The following is an 18,404-nucleotide window of genomic DNA, read 5'->3' on the forward strand; positions in this document are numbered from 1 at the left end:
ATCTAGAAATGAGGCGCACGATGTTACCAGAAAAAATGGAACAAGGGTTTGAGCAAAACCTGGAAGCTATTCAGCTTTTACAAAACGCATTGGGAACTTCTTTTTTAGAAGCTTATGTTGAAAATGCCGAAAATTTAAGAGACAACTATCAAGTACGTGTAGTAGATGGTGTACCAAATGAAAAGACAACCCAACAGATCTCAGAGCTTTATCAAAAACTGAGTGAATTATCATTTGAACCGGAAGAGTGGCGTCGTTTATCGCAGTTACTTTTGTTAAAGGGAAGTCAAACCGAGCACTTACAAGCAAACCATCAATTGACACCAGATAGTATTGGTTTCTTGTTTGTTTTCTTGATTGAACAACTATTTCCTGATCATAAAGAAAAAATCGGTGTCTTGGATATTTCAGCAGGAATGGGCAATTTGTTATTAACAGTTCTTTTAAACCTAAACATTGCTGGATACCATACAGAAGGTTTTGGTGTGGATATCGATGATACACTACTGTCTGTTGCGGCTTCTACAAGTGAGTTGACGCAAGCGAGTGTTCAATACTTTCACCAAGATGGATTACAAGACTTATTGATCGAACCAGTTGATGTCGCGATCAGTGACTTGCCAATCGGATTTTATCCGAATGATCAAAAAGCGCAAGACTTTTTGACAAGCGCGACAGAAGGTCACAGTTATGCTCATCATCTTTTATTGGAACAGGCAATGAAATACGTCAAGCCAGATGGTTTCGGTTTGTTCTTGATGCCAAGCAATTTCTTGGAGACAGAGCAAAGCGAGTACATTAAAAAATGGTTTAAAGAAGAAGGCTATCTTCAAGGTATGATCCAATTGCCGGATGAGTTGTTCCGAAATAAGCAATCACAAAAAAGTATTTTGATTTTACAGAAAAAAGGCGAACAAGCAAAACAAACCAAAGAAGTACTGCTTGTTAAACTTGATTCACTAAAAGAACCAGAGAAGGTGACGAAGTTTTTTAACGAATTTAAAAACTGGAAATCAGCTTCCTTATAACTATTTACCAAAAAGGAGAGTAACATGTCAAAAACAATTGCAATCAATGCTGGAAGTTCAAGTTTAAAATGGCAGTTATACCAAATGCCAGAAGAAACTGTAGTTGCTAAAGGAATCGTTGAAAGAATTGGATTAAATGATTCAATTTTTACAATCAAGTATGGTGAAGGCCAAAAATTTGAACAAATCTTAGATATTGATGATCATGAAGTTGCTGTAAAAATGTTATTGGATCAATTGATCGAATTAAATATTTTAGGCGCATATGATGAAATCACAGGTGTCGGACATCGTGTCGTTCACGGTGGAGAAACTTATGGTGACTCTGTAGTCATCGATGAAGAAGTAATGGCACGCATCCAAGAATTAGCAGAATTTGCACCATTGCATAATCCTGCCAACTTAATGGGAATCAAAGCATTTAAGAAAATTTTGCCAGATATCCAAAGTGTAGCTGTCTTTGATACGTCTTTCCATGCGACTATGCCGAAACACAATTACTTGTACAGCTTACCAATCGCTTACTACGAAGATTTTAAAGTGAGAAAATATGGGTTCCACGGAACAAGTCACCGTTATGTTTCTGAACGTGCGGCAGACATGTTAGGTAAGCCGATCGAAGACTTAAAAATCATTACTTGTCATTTAGGAAATGGTGCTTCGATTACTGCTGTTGACGGTGGTAAATCTGTTGATACATCAATGGGCTTCACGCCATTAGCTGGTGTAACGATGGGTACTCGTTCTGGTGATATCGATCCAGCGATCTTACCTTATCTAATGGAAAAATTATCGATCGATATCAATGAAATGGTTGATATCTTAAACAAAAAATCTGGTCTTTTAGGGTTAACAAATCTATCTAGTGATATGCGTGACCTTGAAAACAATTACGATAAAGAAGAGATCCGTTTGGCTTATGATGTATTTGTTGACCGTATCCGTAAATATATCGGTGGCTATGTAACAACAATGAACGGCGTTGACGCAATCGTATTTACTGCGGGTATCGGAGAAAACGATGGTCATGTGCGTAACGAAGTGATCAAAGGTATGACATGGTTTGGTTGTGAGATCGATCCAGAATTGAACAAATTACGTGGTGAAGAGTTAGACATCTCAACAAAAGACTCAAAAGTCAAAGTATTAGTCATCCCAACAGATGAAGAATTAATGATTGCACGTGATGTAGAACGCTTGCGTTAAGTTGCTTCAAATAAAGAAGTAATGGATGTTTGTCCGCGTGATTTGGATGACGCTAAGAAATTAGCCGGATTAATATAAAGTTTCTATAAAAAGAGAGTTGGACATTGTCCAGCTCTTTTTGGTTTTTTGCCTGACTTAAATCAGCTGAACGAAGCTAGAAGCAACGCCTTCAAGAAAAGTATATCTTCTAGTAATAGGAAAATAGAAGATATACTTTCATTCAAATCGCTGATTGTTTCATGTCGTGCTTCCTTGAATCAATTTCACTGGTAACACATAGTTGGATTCAAGTGGTTTCTCTGGATCCTGGATCCGTTGGAGCATTAGGTCGACTAAGATGTCAGCAATATCTGTAATTGGTTGTGCGATGGTCGAGAGCTGTGGGAAATAATTTTGAATCATTTTTGTTCCATCATACCCGATGATTTTTATTTCTTCAGGAATTTTAATATGCAACTCTTGACAGAGATTATAGGCTAAAATAGCAGTTAAATCGTCTGTACAAAATAAAGCATCAATTGTTTCCATTTCTAAAATCCGTTTGATCTCTAAATTTTTTAAAGCAGTTGAGCGGGCAGTAGAATGAAAATGAAACACGTGCGGCTCTAACTGGAATTCTTCCATAAATGCCAAATATCCATTCAATCGTTGATTGGTCGGTGAATTTGATTCTTGGGAGCCAGTTAAGATGGCAATGTTTCTGGCACCTTTTAAATAAAGGTTTTCGGTAGCTAAGTATCCACCACGTAAATTGTCACTACTGATAATTGGAATGCCTTCGGCTAAATAGCGGTCGAAGGAGACAATGGGTAGTTCAATATTTTCGTATTCTTGGATACCCAGATTATGTGCTCCAGCAAGGATACCATCTACTTTGTTTGCAGCTAGCATGTTGAGGTAGTTTCGTTCTTTTTCTTTATTGTTTGCACTATCGCATAATATTGAACGGTATCCTAAATCAAATAGTTTACTTTCTAATTGTTCGACTAATTCACCAAAGAAAGGGTTGGCAACTGTAGGAAAAATCAAGCCAATCAATTGGGTGTTTTTTCCTTGAAGAGAACGAGCCAATGAATTGGGTTGATAATTTAATTCTTTCATTGCTTGATTTACTTTATCGATTGTTTTTTGGCTCAATGAGCCGTAGTTATTGATGACACGTGATACAGTGGTTGGTGAGACTCCAGCCTTTTTGGCTACATCGGTTAATTTAACAACCATTTAACTTACCCTCTATTCATTCATTTTACGTAACTTCCAAAGCGTTCCTGAGAAGGCATGGTCACATTCGATCAAGAGTGTGGTCTGTTCGCTTGAAGGGAAAATTCGGGCAGTAGCCGTTTGTTTACCGTCATTGATAAAGATTTCGACTACAGAAATATCAACAAAGATTTGTAAAGACAAAGGTTCTTGTGAAATTGTAAATTCTCTTGTGACACCATAATCTTCTGCAAATACTTCTCCTGATAAGCTACGATCTATTTTCATTTTACCATGCCTGCGATCGAAAGAGAGGATCAATCCGTTATTTCCCATGGGATCACTACATAAATGAATTTTTCCACTTTGATTTTCTTTAAACTCTAAGTTGATTTCGTAGCGATTTTGCTCGGTATTTATCTGTGAGACTGATTGATTCAAAGAACATGGCGGATCAATCCGTAATTGACTCATTTCTTTTACAGGACGTTGATGGAGTGTCCCATTTTCGATCGTCAACTCTTTGACGATACTTAGACAATGAGCCCAGCCAAATGGATCAGTCGGATAACTGATTTCAGGCAACCCGATCCAACTAACTGCTAAGGCACGACCATCAGGAGCGTTGAATGCTTGAGTAGCATAAAGATCAAAGCCTTCGTCAAGATTTCTAAGGGTTGAAGGTTGGGTAAGTTGATTCGTTTCGATGTTATAGGCTTCTCCGATGATGTAAGCATTCGGGTATATATTTTGATACTCCAGATTAGACTGTTCTAAGCCTTGTGGACAAAAAAGCAATAGCGCTTTTCCGTCGATGAATACTAAGTTAGGACACTCGATCATAAATCCCATCGATTGTTGCGTAAATTGTAAAGGACCTGCGTAAGACCAAGTGTCTAGATCGGAACTACGGTAAACTAAAATTTCTCCTTGTTTATTTTGATTTTGTGCACCCAACAATAACAAATATTCGTCTTTATAAAAAATCACTTGAGGATCTCGAAATTCTTGTGTATAGCCGTAAGGTGGCTTAGAAATCAGTGGGGTGGTTAATTTTGATAGTTCGCCATTAGGTTGCATCCATGCACCCAACTGATACGAAGTGCGTGTCCAATTTTCATCACGGACATTGCCTGTATAGGCCAAAAATAATTTGTCATTAACCGGAAGTGCTGAACCGGAATAGACGCCATGACTATCATATGATGTGCTGGGCAGAAGTTTCAATCCTTCCTCTTGCCAATCGACTAAATTCTTAGAAGTCAAGTGGTACCAAGATTTTAACCCATGAACAGTGCCCATCGGATAAGCTTGGTAAAATAAGTGCCATTTGCCGTTGAAAAAAGAAAAACCATTTGGGTCGTTCAACAAACCAGAAGGTGGTTGAATGTGGTAATCCAAACGCCAAGGAGAATGAGCTACTTGTTCCTTTAACAGTGTTTGATACTCTTGAGGCCACGCCTGATAAGCTTGATAACGTAGTTGACGTGTCCATTTAAAATTATTATTCATAAGTACGACTCCTTGTAAACGTATTCTATTATAGAATAGCTCGAACCAACATTAATGTCAAACGTATATCATTATTGTTATTTGTATTATTTTATTACTGGTTATTTAATTTAAAAGATAAGCTTTATTTTTGATAAACGTTTGACAATTGTGAAGTGTCGTGGCATACTCAAGCTAGGATAACGGTTACAAAAAATTGATGTTTAGATTATATAGGGGGGACAAAAAGTGGATTATAAAAAAGTGGCAAAAGAAATCAATGACGCACTAGGGGAAAATAATATCCAAGCTGCCGCACATTGTGCAACTCGTTTGCGTTTAGTATTAAAAGATCAAGCGAAAGTGAATCAAAAGGCACTAGATGCCATTGATGAAGTAAAAGGAACCTTTGAAGCAAACCATCAATTCCAAATCATTATAGGCGCAGGTGATGTGAATAACGTTTACGACGAACTTATACAGCTGACCGGTACAAAAGAAGCATCGACTGACGATTTGAAAGCGGTAGCACAATCAGGGAAGAAACAGAATCCTTTTATGTCCTTGATCAAAGTACTGTCTGATATATTCGTACCAATTGTTCCTGCTTTAGTCGCAGGTGGGTTATTGATGGCAATCAATAATGTTTTGACCGCACAAGATCTATTCGGACCACAATCAGTGATTGAGATGTATCCTAATTTAAAAGATGTGACTAGCATTATTAATTTACTGGCTTCTGCTCCATTTGCATTTCTCCCGATCCTAGTAGGTTTTTCAGCAACGCGAAGATTTGGTGGCAATCCTTATCTAGGAGCAGCAATGGCAATGGCGATGGTGATGCCGGAGCTGGTCAATGGGTACAGCGTAGCAAATGCTGTGGCAGAAGGAACAATGCCTTATTGGAATATTTTTGGGTTAAACATTGCTCAAGCAGGTTACCAAGGATCGGTCTTACCAGTTTTAGCTGTTTCATGGATTTTGGCGAATTTAGAGAAATTCTTCCATAAACGTTTACTTAATGCATTTGATTATACATTTACACCGATGTTAGCCATTATCATTACAGGTTTTTTGACATTCGTTGTGGTTGGTCCAGTGATGCAAGCAGTCGGAGACAGCTTAACAGCAGGGTTGAGTTGGTTGTATCAAACAACTGGAGCAATCGGATTAGGGATTTTTGGTTTGTTCTATTCACCAATCGTGATCACTGGTCTTCATCAAAGTTTTCCAGCAATTGAAACATCTTTATTGGCTGATGTGGCTCGAACGGGAGGAACATTTATTTTCCCAGTTGCTTCAATGGCAAACGTTGGACAGGGTGCAGCAACACTTGCCATCATGTTATTGACTAAAAATACAAAGCAAAAAAGTTTAGCAACTTCTGCTAGCATCTCTGCTTTACTAGGAATTACAGAGCCAGCAATTTTTGGTGTCAATCTAAAATTAAAGTTTCCATTTATTTGTGGAATGATTGCTGCCGGGATCTCCTCCATGTTCATCGGTTTTTTCCATGTACTTGCTATTGCTTTAGGTCCCGCCAGCGTCATCGGCTTTATTTCAATTACGCCTAATCAGATTCCTTTTTTCATGATAGGTATCCTGATCAGTTTACTCGTTGGTTTCACTACAACATATCTTTATGGAAAAAAACACGCATACCTACTTGCTAGTGAAGAACCGGAAACAGCAGATGTACCGAGTGTTGCAAAAGAGGAGGAACGTGTGATAGAAGAAGTGATCGTCGCTCCTGTTTCTGGTAAACTGATATCACTGCAGACAGTGGAAGATCCTGTATTTTCTAAAGAGATGATGGGGAAAGGAATAGCAATCAGACCAACGGAAGGACTTTTATTTGCTCCAGCCGATGGTGAACTGACTGTTGTTTATGAATCGAAACATGCCTATGGGTTGAAAACAGATGCTGGTGGAGAAATTTTGATCCATATAGGTATTGATACAGTTGAATTAAATGGTCAAGGGTTTTCGACAGAATTTCAGGTAGGAGATAAGGTAAAGAAAGGCCAGCTGTTGGGAAGATTTGATCAGCAAAAGCTCAAGCAGGCCGGTTATGATGATACGGTAATGGTGATTATTACCAATTCTTTGTCGTATGAATCAATTACTCCTGTTACAGAAGGCACAGTAGATAGCAAAGAAAGATTGCTCATGCTACGTTCAAAGACAGAATCTAACTAATAAAAAGCATTGAGAAATAAAAATTTCTCAATGCTTTTTATGAAATAATCACTTATCTTCTTTTTTTGGTAATTGATTTTCTAAGTTTGTACGTACGACTAGAACATCACATGCTGCATTGCGAATAACGTATTCTGAAACAGAACCGATAAATAGACGTTCGACTGCGTTGAGTCCAGTTGCACCTAAAAGGATCAAGTCCACTTCATGGTCTTCAGGGATTTCTTTAGCAATGATATGCTTTGGAGAACCGTATTCTACCACAGTTGTCACTTGATGTAATCCAGCTTTTTTAGCTTTCATCTCATAATCGGCTAGTGTTTGCTTGGCCATTTCTGTTGCTTGTTCTGCCAACATGCCATCAAAGGATGAAACAGTTTGGAAAGATCGTGTGTCAATGACATGAGCTAATAAAAGCTCGCTGTTATTTCTTAAAGCAACGTTTACTGCTTTTTTAAACGCTAATTCGGCTTCTTCAGAACCGTCGACCGCAACCATGATTTTTCTATATTGTTGTAACATCAGCATTCACTCCTTCAAAAAAGATACTTGGTTTACAATTCTATTGTAAAGCAAATTCAAAGAAATGAGAATTATTTACTGTCAGGTTTCGTCATTTTTTTGGCAAAACCGATGCTGAAGACAGAGGCAACAACGATTACGATGACTAAATAAAGTAATGCAAAAAACCGATGATTGATTGCTACGACAACGAGTCCTAGAAGTCCTAAAAACGCGTAGATCGAACCGAAAATACTTAGAAAATCTTGATTCTTTTTATTCTGTTCGATAAGAACGAAAAAAATCGTTTGTTTTTTAAATAAGTAATAACTGACAAATAATAGCAATAAGGCGGCAATCGCCATCAATAAACGAATCATTGTATCCACTCCTACTTTTTCTAAAACCAATCATACCATAAAAGAGGCAGCACCGATAAATCGGTACTGCCTCTTAATAGGTAAAAAAATGGTAATCTCCGTTAATGCCGTTGTTTGTCCTGTAGTATTGATCCCGCGAATTCAAGCAGGTGGGTCCCATGGTCGTCGCATCGAACTACCAAATGATAAGGCATGTTACCAGCTGTGACACAAGACAGGTCCCAAGATATCAATAAAAATGTTCGGTCAACACACAAAGAGGACAATTCGAACATCACAGATTTCCCACTTATATAGTAGCACATGGATTTAAAAAGAGCAATGTGGGCGCTCAATAATTTTGAACGCTTTCAATGACGGTAGTTATTGTGTTTTTTTCTGCCATTCTTTAATGCGCTGATATTGCTGTCCTAAGGCTTGTTCGTACTTCCCAGTATTTTTAGGTTGATAATACTGTGTATGTTTCAGTTTATCAGGTAGATATTGTTGATCGACCCAAGCATTTTCGTAGCTATGAGGATATTGATAGTCTACACCTCGATTCAATGACTTGGCACCTTGATAATGGCTATCTTTTAAGTGATCAGGAACTTCGCCCGCTTTTCCTGCTCTTATGTCTGCAATGGCTGTATCTAATGCGGTATAGGCAGAATTTGATTTGGGTGAAAGGCAAAGATCGACGACTGCATCAGCTAAAGGGATACGTCCTTCTGGTAAACCTAAACGTTCGGCAGCTAGCACAGCGTTGACTGTTCGAGCCGCAGCAGCAGGGTTGCCTAACCCAATATCTTCGTAACCGATCACCATCAAGCGACGACAAATACTTGCTAAATCCCCAGCTTCGACTAAACGTGCCAAGTAGTGTAATGCAGCATCCACGTCGCTCCCACGAATGGATTTTTGAAAGGCGGAGATCACATCATAGTGAGCATCCCCATTTTTATCATGCGTCAATGCTTTTCGCTGGATACACTCTTCAACAATAGCAAGGGTGAGATGAATTGTGCCGTCTTCTTGCTTTTTAGTGGAACGTACAGCAAGTTCCAAGCCATTAAGTGCGCTTCTCAAATCGCCGTTAGTGGCGCGAGATAAATGAAGCAAGGCATTTTCATCTATTTTGATGGATGATTCTCCTAAGCCATTTTCTTTATCGGACAATGCACGATGAATGGCTAATTGGATATCTTCTTCGTCTAAAGGTTTTACCTCAAAAATCTGTGTCCGACTACGGATTGCTGGATTAATAGTGATATAAGGATTTTCAGTGGTTGCCCCAATCAAGATGATACGACCGTTTTCTAAATGCGGAAGTAAAAAATCTTGCTTTGTTTTATCTAATCGATGGACTTCATCAAGTAAAAGAATCACAGTACCGCTCATTCTAGCTTCTTCGGCGACAACTTGTAGATCTTTTTTAGAATCAGTCGCGGCATTCAACATCCGAAAGGCAAAATTAGTTGAGCCAGCAATGGCACTAGCGATACTTGTCTTTCCTGTGCCGGGTGGTCCATATAAAATCATGGAAGATAACATTTCTGCATCAACCATACGGCGAATGATCTTACCTTCACCAACTAAATGGCGTTGGCCAACGACTTCATCGATATTTTTCGGACGCATCCGATAGGCTAATGGTTGTTGCATCAGTCTGCCTCCTTTGGATTATTCGTTCGTTTATTATAACATATCTCATAGGATAAAGGGGCGCAAAAGGCGGAGGAATCGTCAGAATAGGGCGAGAAGCTAGAAATAGCTTTCTCTAGCTCAGCAATGGCAATCGCCAACTTTCTGACCCGCTTTTTTCATAGCTTCTTTGCCTAATATTGTGTATGATAAAGGTGGTGAAGCAAATGACAAATCAAAAACAATTAGATGAACTTTTATTAAATAAAACAACGGCAGAAGTGGCAAAAGATTTACTAGGAATGTATCTGGAATATGAAACACCAAATGGGCGCTTAGGTGGCTATATCGTAGATGCAGAAGCTTACTTAGGTCCGGAAGATCTGGCTGCTCACAGTTATGGTATGCGGCGTACGCCTCGAGTGCGTGCAATGTATGAAGAACCAGGAACAATCTATCTCTACACAATGCACACCCACTTGATCTTAAATATCATCACACAACCCGAAGGAGTACCACAAGGGGTGATGATCCGGGCCATTGAGCCGGTTGAAGGGATTGAGAAAATGAGCCTGAATCGCAAAGGGAAGGCGGGTCCTGATATTAGTAATGGTCCGGGGAAATTAGTGGCAGCCTTAGGTCTATCACCAGATTTATATGGACAGTCGATTCGTGATAGCTCGTTGCGTTTGGTTTTTGAGAAAAAACGGCTACCAAAAAAAATATTGGCGTTGCCTAGAATCGGTATACCGAATAAAGGAGAATGGACGGAAAAACCATTGCGTTTTGTCGTTGCTGGAAATCCGTATCTTTCATTACAAAAAAAGAACCAAGTCGATGAAGACTGGGGTTGGAGGAAACAAAATGAAGAAAACAACAATATTGGATTACCTTGATACAGCCATTGAAAAGAAGATCACAGATTATGATGTGGCGTTAGATTGGGACACAAAAAACCATACGATTGAGATTGTGGTACGTTTATTTGCAGAAAATCAAGCGCATTTTGAATTAGATGATGCCCAAGGGGTTGTCTCGGAAGAAGAAATCATTGAATTTGAAGATGGTGTTTTACTATTCAACCCAGAAAAATCTACATTTGATGAGCAAGATTACCTGGCAGTGATCCCTTATGAAGGAAAGAAAGGGTTAGCGAGTTCTGTAGCCGAGGCACTGATTGACTACTTGAATGATGTATTAGCACAAGGTCAAAGTGATCTTTTAGATTTTTTAGATGCAGAAGACGAAACAGCTGTCTTTGAATTGAAATGGGACAACCATGTGTTCACACGTTTAGTCGAAGAAAAACAACAAAATGAAAAAGATGGATATCTACCCTATCCCAGCTATTAAGGAGCAACGTATATGAAATGGAATGAAGTCAAAATCGAAACGGCGAGTGAAGCGGTTGAAGCAGTCGCAAATATTTTAATGGAAGCAGGAGCGAGTGGTGTCGCGATCGAAGATTCATTGGACGTCGAAAATTTTAAATCTGATCCTTATGGAGAAATCCTGACAAAAGAAGATTTTACAACGATTGAAGAGGGTGCCATCGTGATGGCTTATTTCCCTGAAACGATCTTTTTACCGGAAATTTTACCTTTTATCAAAGAACGTGTGACAAAATTACCCGAATTTGGATTAGCGATCGGTAAGAACATTGTGACGGTGAGTGAAGTCGAAGAAAGCAATTGGGCAACGGCTTGGAAAAAATATTATCATCCGGTTCGGATCACACGTTTACTAACTGTCGTACCAAGTTGGGAAAGTTACCAAACGTCTGATCCATTAGAAAAAATCATTACATTAGATCCAGGGATGGCGTTTGGAACAGGTACGCATCCAACGACTTCTTTGACATTACAAGCACTGGAGTCGACCTTGCGAGGTGGAGAAACGGTTTTAGATGTCGGTACTGGTTCTGGAGTGTTGAGTATTGCGGCGAAGCATTTAGGGGCAAAAGAAGTCTATGCGTATGATCTCGATGAAGTGGCAGTACGTTCAGCAAAAGAAAATATGGATCTAAATGAAGTAGCCAAAGATGTGCATGTGTCGGCCAATGACCTATTAAAAGGTATTGAGATCGAGAGTGATGTGATCGTAGCTAATATTTTGGCTGATATCATTTTGTTGATGATCCCTGATGCGTGGCGTTTACTAAAACAAACTGGGACGTTGATCGTTTCTGGAATCATTGAAGAGAAGAAAGAAATGGTTCTCGCAGCGATGGAAGAACAAGGTTTTGTTGTCGATCAAGTGTTCCAACAAAAAGATTGGTATGCCATTATGCTAAAAAAACCTGAGGTGGATTAAATGCAACGATATTTTCTAGATGAACCTTATCGACCACAAGAACGTTTTGTAATAGAAGGTGAAGCCTATCACCATATGGTAAGAGTCATGCGAATGGCAGTGAAAGATCAGGTCTATTTAGCATTTAACGACCAAATCGCGATCATTGCAGAAATCAATGAAATGAACGAGAATGAAGTTTTCTTAGTCGAAGTGGCGAAAGAAAGTGTTCAAAAAGAATTACCCTGCAAGATCACGATTGCTAGCGGATATCCTAAAGGGGATAAGTTGGATTGGATCGTACAAAAAGGGACAGAGCTAGGCGCTCACGGGTTTGTGGGATTTCCTGCTGCGGCTTCTGTCGTCAAATGGGATGCCAAAAAACGCAAAAAGCGACAAGAACGATTGGTCAAGATTGCACAGGAAGCGGCGGAACAGTCGCATCGCCAAGTCGTCCCGCAAGTATCTTTAATGGAGACAGAAAAGGAATTTTATGAGACGCTCAGTTCGTATGATGTCCTTCTGATTGCATATGAAGAATCAGCAAAACAAGGGGAAGCCGCTAATTTAGCCAAAATACTTCAATCTGTTTTACCAGGTACTCGGATCCTTGCAGTGTTTGGCCCAGAAGGCGGATTATCTCCACAAGAAGTCGCTCATTTTGAATCACAAGGTGGCATTCTTTGTGGTCTTGGTCCAAGAATCCTACGAACAGAAACTGCACCATTGTATTTGCTAAGTGCCGCCAGTTTTCAGCTTGAATTACAAGCACCTAGCAAGTAATAGGTGAGTGAATCGTTAGGGATAACGATTCTCTCCAAAACAAATGAATGACTTTTTCTGTTTTCTTGATCCCTCAAAGTGAAGGGGGCATTTTTCCTTTTGTACGGAATTGAAAATCATTGACACAATCGGTATAATAAGAACAATTATTTAATCCTAAGCTATAAAAAAATGCTTTCTCACGATAAAAAATATCTGTTTTGATTATGAATAGAAAGGGGGATGTTTCCCATGCCAAAAGAAGAAATATTAACAGGGCCTGACGTCATTAAGATGGTTAGCCAATACATGGGACCTGAACATGTCGCTTTTGTGCAAAAAGCATGTGACTACGCGACCACTGCCCACGAAGGACAGTTTCGTAAATCAGGAGAACCTTATATCATCCATCCGATCCAAGTTGCAGGGATTCTTGCAGATCTCCGAATGGACCCCCACACGGTTGCCACTGGTTTTTTACATGATGTGGTAGAAGATACAGAAGTAACCTTAGAAGATTTAAGAGAAGCCTTCGGGAACGACGTGGCAATGTTGGTGGACGGAGTGACGAAGTTAGGAAAAATCAAATATAAATCCCACGAAGAACAACTAGCGGAAAATCACCGCAAAATGTTATTAGCTATGGCTCAAGATTTACGTGTAATCATGGTGAAGTTAGCCGATCGTTTACATAACATGCGTACGTTAAAGCATTTGCGGGAAGATAAACAACGACGCATTGCGCAAGAAACATTGGAAATATACGCACCGCTTGCTCATCGTTTAGGGATCAGTCGAATCAAATGGGAATTAGAGGATACGGCGCTGCGTTATCTCAATCCAAAGCAATATTATCGAATCGTCCACTTGATGCAAACAAAACGAGAAGAACGTGAAAATTATGTCAGTGGTACAGTGGAGGATATCCGTTTAGCAACGGAAGAATTGGGGATTTTTGCAGAGATCTATGGCCGTCCGAAGCACATCTATTCGATTTACCGTAAGATGAAAGATCAAAAGAAGCAGTTCAATGAAATCTATGATCTACTAGCGATTCGAGTGATCGTAGATTCGATCAAGGATTGTTATGCAGTACTAGGCGCGATCCATACGAAATGGAAACCCATGCCAGGTAGATTCAAAGATTATATCGCGATGCCTAAAGCGAATATGTATCAATCGTTGCATACAACTGTTATCGGACCAGCAGGCAACCCTGTCGAGATCCAGATCCGAACCCAAGAAATGCACGAAATCGCTGAGTTTGGGGTAGCTGCTCACTGGGCGTATAAAGAAGGAAAAGGCGACAAAGTTGAACCTGATGGGATGACAAAACAGTTAAGTTGGTTCCATGAGATCATCGAACTGCAAGATGAAAGTTACGATGCTTCTGAATTCATGGAGGGAGTGAAGGGCGATATCTTTAGTGATAAAGTCTATGTGTTCACTCCAAAAGGCGATGTGACTGAGCTTCCTAAAGGATCAGGACCGTTAGACTTTGCTTATAGCATCCATACAGATATCGGGAACAAAACGACTGGTGCTAAAATCAATGGGAAAATGGTCCAATTAGATTACAAATTGAAGAATGGTGATATTATCGAGATTCTGACTTCGCCAAATTCATTTGGACCAAGTCGTGATTGGCTGAAATTAGTAGCTACTAGTAAAGCGAGAAATAAAATCAAGCGTTTCTTCAAAGGACAAGATCGAGACGAGAATGTGACGAAGGGTCATGAAGCTTTAGTGAAGTGTATTACAGATCTTGGCTTTGTACCAAAGGAGATCCTTTCAAAAAATAAATTACATGACGCATTAGAACGTTTGAATTTCCAAACAGAAGAAGACATGTATGCCGCGATTGGTTATGGCGAAGTAAGTCCATTGACGATGGCTAATCGCTTGACTGAAAAAGAGCGGAAAGAACAAAAAATCGAGCAACAAAAACAAGAAGCAGAAGAGTTGATGAATCAACCTAAAAAAGAGCCTGAAAAAATGAAGGTTCGTCATGAAGGTGGCGTCGTCATCCAAGGTGTTGAAAACTTGTTGATCCGGATCAGCCGTTGTTGTAATCCTGTACCAGGGGATGACATCGTGGGCTATATCACCAAAGGACGTGGTATCTCGATCCATCGCAAAGACTGTCCGAATGTCCAACCGGATAAACCAAATGTGGAAGAACGGTTGATCGACGTTGAATGGGAAGACACTTCAAATACGAACAAAGAGTATGATGCTGATTTAGAGATCTATGGCTATAATCGTTCTGGCATGTTAAATGACGTCTTGCAGACAGTGAATGCGATGACTAAAAATCTGAACAGTGTCGAAGCACGAACGAATAAAGACAAAATGGCGACGATCCATTTGACAGTAGGGATACGCAACTTGTCACACTTGAAAAGTATTGTCGATAAAATCAAGACCGTACCGGATGTATATAGCGTACGCCGGATGAATGGCTAGGAGGTAGTACCTTGCGCGCAGTGATCCAACGAGTGAGTCAAGCAGCTGTGTCGATCAACGAACGAGAAGTGGGTCGTATCGATCATGGCTTGTTGATTTTGCTAGGTGTTCATGAGACAGATACGCAAACAGACGTCGATTATTTGATCAAAAAAATTGCCCAGATGCGTATCTTTGAAGATGAACAAGGAAAAATGAATTTAAGTATTGAAGATGTCAAAGGAGCGCTGTTGAGTATTTCTCAGTTCACTCTTTTTGCAGACACAAAAAAAGGCAATCGACCAAGTTTTATCGCAGCAGCACGTCCGGAAACAGCGATTCCTTTATACGAAGCCTTTAACGAAGGGCTAAGACAACGAGGAATCACCGTTGAAACAGGAGAATTTGGTGCAGATATGGCGGTTTCTCTTGTGAATGATGGCCCAGTGACGATCATTATTGATTCTCAAAATAAATGATAAATGAATAAAAAAGATCAGTCTGATTTTGATGGAGTTTCTCAAAATCAGACTTTTTTTGTTTACTTTATTCCTAATTTTAGAATGCGCTTTCGGTTTTTGTTCGTCATAAGTACTGAGATGCGATAAAATTGAACATAGGAGGTGCTTGCCAATGGCTAATGGAAATCAAGCAACTATAGATGAAATACTTTCCCATCGCTATGATAATGGCTTTGATTACTGGGCAACGTCAGATAAAAAATTGATCAAAGGAGCCCCATTCAGTACTTTAGAATGCCCATTGTATCTTTTAGATGCAGGTGTGTTAGCTAAAGAAGCTTACCTACAAGAAACGGCCAATTTGATACTTGAAGCATGGCGGGAAGACGGACGATTCAAAGTTTCGCCAAAAGGTGCGATCTACCCATGCCATACGGCTGCTGCACTTCGAACATTGTGTTATTTAGATTATGCAACAGACAAGAGACTCAAAAAAACATTTGATTATTTTCTCGCTACCCAAGAAGAAGATGGCGGATGGAAGTGCAATAAGTATAGTTTTGGCAAAGGCCCTGAAACCGAATTTTCTACACCGATGACGACCTTAACAGTTTTGGATGCCTTTCGTTTCTCCGAATGGATCAACAACGATGAGCGGTTGGATCGAGCGGTGGAATTTTTATTGTCCCATTGGACGATCAAACAACCGATTGGACCTTGCCATCACGGGATCGGAACATTATTCATGCAAGTAGAATATCCCTTTAGAAGCTATAATTTATTTTATTATGTCTATGTTTTGTCTTTTTACAAATACGCTAGAAAAGACGTGCGCTTCAAAGAGGCATTTCATGCGCTGACTTCAAAGCTAGACGAAGGAATGATTCGAGTGGAAAGAGTGGTACCTAAGTTAAGAAAATTATCTTTTTGTGAAAAAGGACGAGTGAGTGAAAGAGCCACAGAACGTTATAATGAAATCTTATTTAATTTAAATGATTTATAAAGAAGTTGTTTATTCGGGTATAAGCAGCACAAGAAAAATAATTGATATAGCTTGGTCTCAAACACTTCCTTTGTCAGTTTTATTGTACAAGGAGTATCCTAATAATATCTAAAGTTATTTATTAGGAGGAGCAAAAAATATGCAAGAAATTCCAGTGGTCGATATCAAAATGACCGAAATCAAAAAATACTATAATGAGGGCTACAAAATGCTTGGAAAGCTAAGAGAAGAAGCCCAATCACCTGTTGTGAAAGCAAAGATATTCAATAAGGAAGCTGTGATTATCTATGGAGAAGAGGCAGCGAAACGTTTTTATGATCCGAGAAATTTCAAACGAGAAGGCGCGATGCCTAAAATGGTCCAAAAAACATTATTTGGAAAGGACGGTGTGCAGTCTTTAGATGGCGCGGAACATCATCACCGTAAAGCAATTTTTATGGATTTGATGACACCAGAGCGAATGGAAGACTATCATCAAATATTGGATCGAGTATTGGCACATGAATTGGAACAACAGCATGGTACCTTTGAGTTATTTGACCTGAGTAAAAAAGTACTTTTTACTGCTATTTGTGAATGGTCTGGAATCAACTTAGCGGATTATTCAGAAGAAGAGATCAACCAACTGGCAGATTATCAAATCTCCATGATCAGTGGAACAGTGACCTCACCGATCGATCATTTTAAAGGTGTAGACAATCGGAAAAAATCAGAAAAATGGGCACAAGAGTTGTTGGAAGAAGCACGAGAAAATCCAGTAGCCGGAAAAGAAAATGTAGCGCTCTATGCTTTTGCGAATGCTACTGACCTTAAAGGTAATCTTTTGCCTTTGGATATTGCGGCGGTAGAATTATTGAATATCATTCGGCCGACCGTGGCATTGACCGTATGGGCGGCATTGATGGGGCATGCTCTTTTCAGCCGACCAGATATCTATCAACAATTAAAAAACGATTTTAAGGAACTACAAGATCCTTTTATTCAGGAGATGCGTCGGTATTACCCATTTTTCCCAATGTTACCGGCATTTGCTTTACAAGATGTTGAAGTAGATGGCTATCGCATCCCTAAAGACAGTTGGGTGATTTTAGATTTGTATGGAACAAACCATGATGAACGGACAGTGGATTCACCAGAGGCATTTTTGATCAAACGATATATTGATAAAGCGAAAAAAATCTCTTATGAAGAAGAATATGAGATGATTGCACAAGGTGGCGGTGATTTCCGAAGAATGCACCGATGCGCAGGTGAATGGATCACGTTGCATAGTTTACGAGTTTTTTCCGATCAATTAGTGAATCGTTTTGCCTTTGCTGTGCCAGAACAAGATTGGACGATTCCATTCAATCAATTTCCGACCTACCCGAATAGCCGAGGATTGTTATACAAAGAGTAACGTGGCTTTTGAGCTTGGGTTGCTCAGTGAGGGAGAGACAAAAGTAACATTCGCTTTTATCTCTTACGTTAGAATTGATTAGGTAGTGGGCAGAGAAGTAGTCTCTTAGGTAATTAGAGTCCTTCTCTCCCGACATCCTTCTATAAAAATATACAGGAGGTATGAAGGAATGAGCGAAATTATAATTCGTGTATCAGAGGAAGAAAAATCATTTATTTTGGCAATGGCTGATTTAAGGACTGACAATATCGGAATTAGCTAGAACGATGATATTAGGTACGTTGGAAATGCAAATTGACTTGGCTATCTATAATGAAGCGATGAAGGATCATCAGAAACTTGATGAAAGTCTCTCGCATGACGAAATGAAAAAAAAGCTAAGGTTATGCTGAAACATCTTGTACATAATAAAAA

At 39.5% G+C, this 18,404-nt stretch carries 17 protein-coding genes and 1 other RNA gene; 12 read left to right on the plus strand and 6 right to left on the minus strand.

The features are described from left to right. Positions 1-20 precede the first annotated feature (20 nt). Positions 21-1,028 carry a class I SAM-dependent methyltransferase gene (locus tag I2F89_RS10515; protein ID WP_086335199.1) on the plus strand — a complete coding sequence of 336 codons (1,008 nt, stop codon included), beginning with the start codon at positions 21-23 and terminating at the stop codon, positions 1,026-1,028. 24 nt (positions 1,029-1,052) lie between these two features. After that, complete coding sequence (locus tag I2F89_RS10520) at positions 1,053-2,234, plus strand: acetate/propionate family kinase (RefSeq protein ID WP_062806107.1); 1,182 nt, start codon at positions 1,053-1,055, stop codon at positions 2,232-2,234. 237 nt (positions 2,235-2,471) lie between these two features. On the opposite strand, the gene I2F89_RS10525 is transcribed toward I2F89_RS10520, so the two are convergent. Both I2F89_RS10525 and I2F89_RS10530 read right to left on the minus strand, forming a co-directional pair. Beyond that, positions 2,472-3,455 carry a LacI family DNA-binding transcriptional regulator gene (locus I2F89_RS10525; protein WP_071867717.1) on the minus strand — a complete coding sequence of 328 codons (984 nt, stop codon included), beginning with the start codon at positions 3,453-3,455 and terminating at the stop codon, positions 2,472-2,474. A gap of 12 nt (positions 3,456-3,467) precedes the next feature. Further along, positions 3,468-4,946: a sucrose-6-phosphate hydrolase gene (locus I2F89_RS10530; RefSeq protein WP_074801258.1), complete on the minus strand. Its 1,479-nt coding sequence runs from the start codon at positions 4,944-4,946 to the stop codon at positions 3,468-3,470. Positions 4,947-5,174: 228 nt separating this feature from the next. Here I2F89_RS10530 and I2F89_RS10535 point away from each other — a divergent pair, with 228 nt between their 5' ends. Continuing rightward, positions 5,175-7,124, plus strand: coding sequence for a sucrose-specific PTS transporter subunit IIBC (locus I2F89_RS10535; RefSeq protein ID WP_071867719.1), 1,950 nt, complete (start codon positions 5,175-5,177; stop codon positions 7,122-7,124). A gap of 48 nt (positions 7,125-7,172) precedes the next feature. Here I2F89_RS10535 and I2F89_RS10540 read toward each other — a convergent pair whose 3' ends face one another. The 4 genes from I2F89_RS10540 to I2F89_RS10555 all read right to left on the minus strand — a co-directional run bounded on the left by I2F89_RS10540 (position 7,173) and on the right by I2F89_RS10555 (position 9,649). After that, complete coding sequence (locus I2F89_RS10540) at positions 7,173-7,646, minus strand: universal stress protein (RefSeq protein ID WP_010734215.1); 474 nt, start codon at positions 7,644-7,646, stop codon at positions 7,173-7,175. Between the two features lie 71 nt (positions 7,647-7,717). Beyond that, positions 7,718-8,005, minus strand: a complete 288-nt coding sequence (locus tag I2F89_RS10545) for a hypothetical protein (protein WP_071867720.1) — start codon at positions 8,003-8,005, stop codon at positions 7,718-7,720. A 91-nt stretch (positions 8,006-8,096) separates the two neighbouring features. After that, positions 8,097-8,291, minus strand: a non-coding RNA gene (gene ssrS / locus I2F89_RS10550) — 6S RNA. A gap of 77 nt (positions 8,292-8,368) precedes the next feature. Beyond that, a complete protein-coding gene (locus tag I2F89_RS10555; protein WP_086335198.1) occupies positions 8,369-9,649 on the minus strand; it encodes a replication-associated recombination protein A in 1,281 nt (426 codons plus the stop codon). A gap of 206 nt (positions 9,650-9,855) precedes the next feature. On the opposite strand from I2F89_RS10555, the gene I2F89_RS10560 reads away from it, so the two are divergent. The 9 genes from I2F89_RS10560 (at position 9,856) to I2F89_RS15520 (ending at position 18,382) form a co-directional block, all read left to right on the plus strand. After that, positions 9,856-10,524 (plus strand): DNA-3-methyladenine glycosylase, encoded by a 669-nt coding sequence (locus tag I2F89_RS10560; RefSeq protein WP_071867721.1) that lies wholly within the window; start codon positions 9,856-9,858, stop codon positions 10,522-10,524. Then, the gene (locus I2F89_RS10565) at positions 10,493-10,981 is read left to right on the plus strand and encodes a DUF3013 family protein (RefSeq protein WP_195514308.1); all 489 of its coding nucleotides are present in this window, start codon (positions 10,493-10,495) and stop codon (positions 10,979-10,981) included. The genes I2F89_RS10560 and I2F89_RS10565 overlap by 32 nt, the downstream gene beginning before the upstream one ends. A gap of 12 nt (positions 10,982-10,993) precedes the next feature. Beyond that, positions 10,994-11,941 carry a 50S ribosomal protein L11 methyltransferase gene (gene prmA, locus I2F89_RS10570; protein ID WP_071867722.1) on the plus strand — a complete coding sequence of 316 codons (948 nt, stop codon included), beginning with the start codon at positions 10,994-10,996 and terminating at the stop codon, positions 11,939-11,941. Beyond that, on the plus strand, positions 11,942-12,703 hold the full coding sequence (locus I2F89_RS10575) for a 16S rRNA (uracil(1498)-N(3))-methyltransferase (protein WP_071867723.1): 762 nt from the start codon (positions 11,942-11,944) through the stop codon (positions 12,701-12,703). Positions 12,704-12,934: 231 nt separating this feature from the next. Next, entirely contained in the window at positions 12,935-15,148 is a 2,214-nt protein-coding gene (locus tag I2F89_RS10580; RefSeq protein ID WP_071867724.1) for a RelA/SpoT family protein, read from the plus strand. An 11-nt stretch (positions 15,149-15,159) separates the two neighbouring features. Then, positions 15,160-15,606: a D-aminoacyl-tRNA deacylase gene (dtd, locus tag I2F89_RS10585; protein WP_071867725.1), complete on the plus strand. Its 447-nt coding sequence runs from the start codon at positions 15,160-15,162 to the stop codon at positions 15,604-15,606. Positions 15,607-15,760: 154 nt separating this feature from the next. Further along, positions 15,761-16,591, plus strand: coding sequence for a prenyltransferase (locus I2F89_RS10590; protein ID WP_074801273.1), 831 nt, complete (start codon positions 15,761-15,763; stop codon positions 16,589-16,591). A gap of 139 nt (positions 16,592-16,730) precedes the next feature. Next, a complete protein-coding gene (locus I2F89_RS10595) occupies positions 16,731-17,990 on the plus strand; it encodes a cytochrome P450 (protein ID WP_074801278.1) in 1,260 nt (419 codons plus the stop codon). A gap of 287 nt (positions 17,991-18,277) precedes the next feature. Continuing rightward, positions 18,278-18,382 (plus strand): hypothetical protein, encoded by a 105-nt coding sequence (locus I2F89_RS15520; protein WP_229078108.1) that lies wholly within the window; start codon positions 18,278-18,280, stop codon positions 18,380-18,382. The last annotated feature ends 22 nt before the right edge of the window (positions 18,383-18,404 follow it).

Origin of the sequence: Enterococcus sp. 1001283B150225_161107_E12, from assembly GCF_015556925.1 — a bacterium.
GTDB classification, from domain to species: domain Bacteria; phylum Bacillota; class Bacilli; order Lactobacillales; family Enterococcaceae; genus Enterococcus_B; species Enterococcus_B mundtii.

Excerpts from the sequence above, each read along its gene's own strand:
- I2F89_RS10515 (WP_086335199.1), top strand. The coding sequence starts at position 21 with ATGTTACCAGAAAAAATGGAACAAGGGTTTGAGCAAAACCTGGAAGCT.
- I2F89_RS10520 (WP_062806107.1), top strand. The coding sequence starts at position 1,053 with ATGTCAAAAACAATTGCAATCAATGCTGGAAGTTCAAGTTTAAAATGG.
- I2F89_RS10525 (WP_071867717.1), bottom strand. The coding sequence starts at position 3,455 with ATGGTTGTTAAATTAACCGATGTAGCCAAAAAGGCTGGAGTCTCACCA.
- I2F89_RS10530 (WP_074801258.1), bottom strand. The coding sequence starts at position 4,946 with ATGAATAATAATTTTAAATGGACACGTCAACTACGTTATCAAGCTTAT.
- I2F89_RS10540 (WP_010734215.1), bottom strand. The coding sequence starts at position 7,646 with ATGTTACAACAATATAGAAAAATCATGGTTGCGGTCGACGGTTCTGAA.
- I2F89_RS10545 (WP_071867720.1), bottom strand. The coding sequence starts at position 8,005 with ATGATTCGTTTATTGATGGCGATTGCCGCCTTATTGCTATTATTTGTC.
- I2F89_RS10555 (WP_086335198.1), bottom strand. The coding sequence starts at position 9,649 with ATGCAACAACCATTAGCCTATCGGATGCGTCCGAAAAATATCGATGAA.
- I2F89_RS10560 (WP_071867721.1), top strand. The coding sequence starts at position 9,856 with ATGACAAATCAAAAACAATTAGATGAACTTTTATTAAATAAAACAACG.
- I2F89_RS10565 (WP_195514308.1), top strand. The coding sequence starts at position 10,493 with ATGAAGAAAACAACAATATTGGATTACCTTGATACAGCCATTGAAAAG.
- prmA (WP_071867722.1), top strand. The coding sequence starts at position 10,994 with ATGAAATGGAATGAAGTCAAAATCGAAACGGCGAGTGAAGCGGTTGAA.
- I2F89_RS10575 (WP_071867723.1), top strand. The coding sequence starts at position 11,942 with ATGCAACGATATTTTCTAGATGAACCTTATCGACCACAAGAACGTTTT.
- I2F89_RS10580 (WP_071867724.1), top strand. The coding sequence starts at position 12,935 with ATGCCAAAAGAAGAAATATTAACAGGGCCTGACGTCATTAAGATGGTT.
- I2F89_RS10590 (WP_074801273.1), top strand. The coding sequence starts at position 15,761 with ATGGCTAATGGAAATCAAGCAACTATAGATGAAATACTTTCCCATCGC.
- I2F89_RS10595 (WP_074801278.1), top strand. The coding sequence starts at position 16,731 with ATGCAAGAAATTCCAGTGGTCGATATCAAAATGACCGAAATCAAAAAA.
- I2F89_RS15520 (WP_229078108.1), top strand. The coding sequence starts at position 18,278 with ATGCAAATTGACTTGGCTATCTATAATGAAGCGATGAAGGATCATCAG.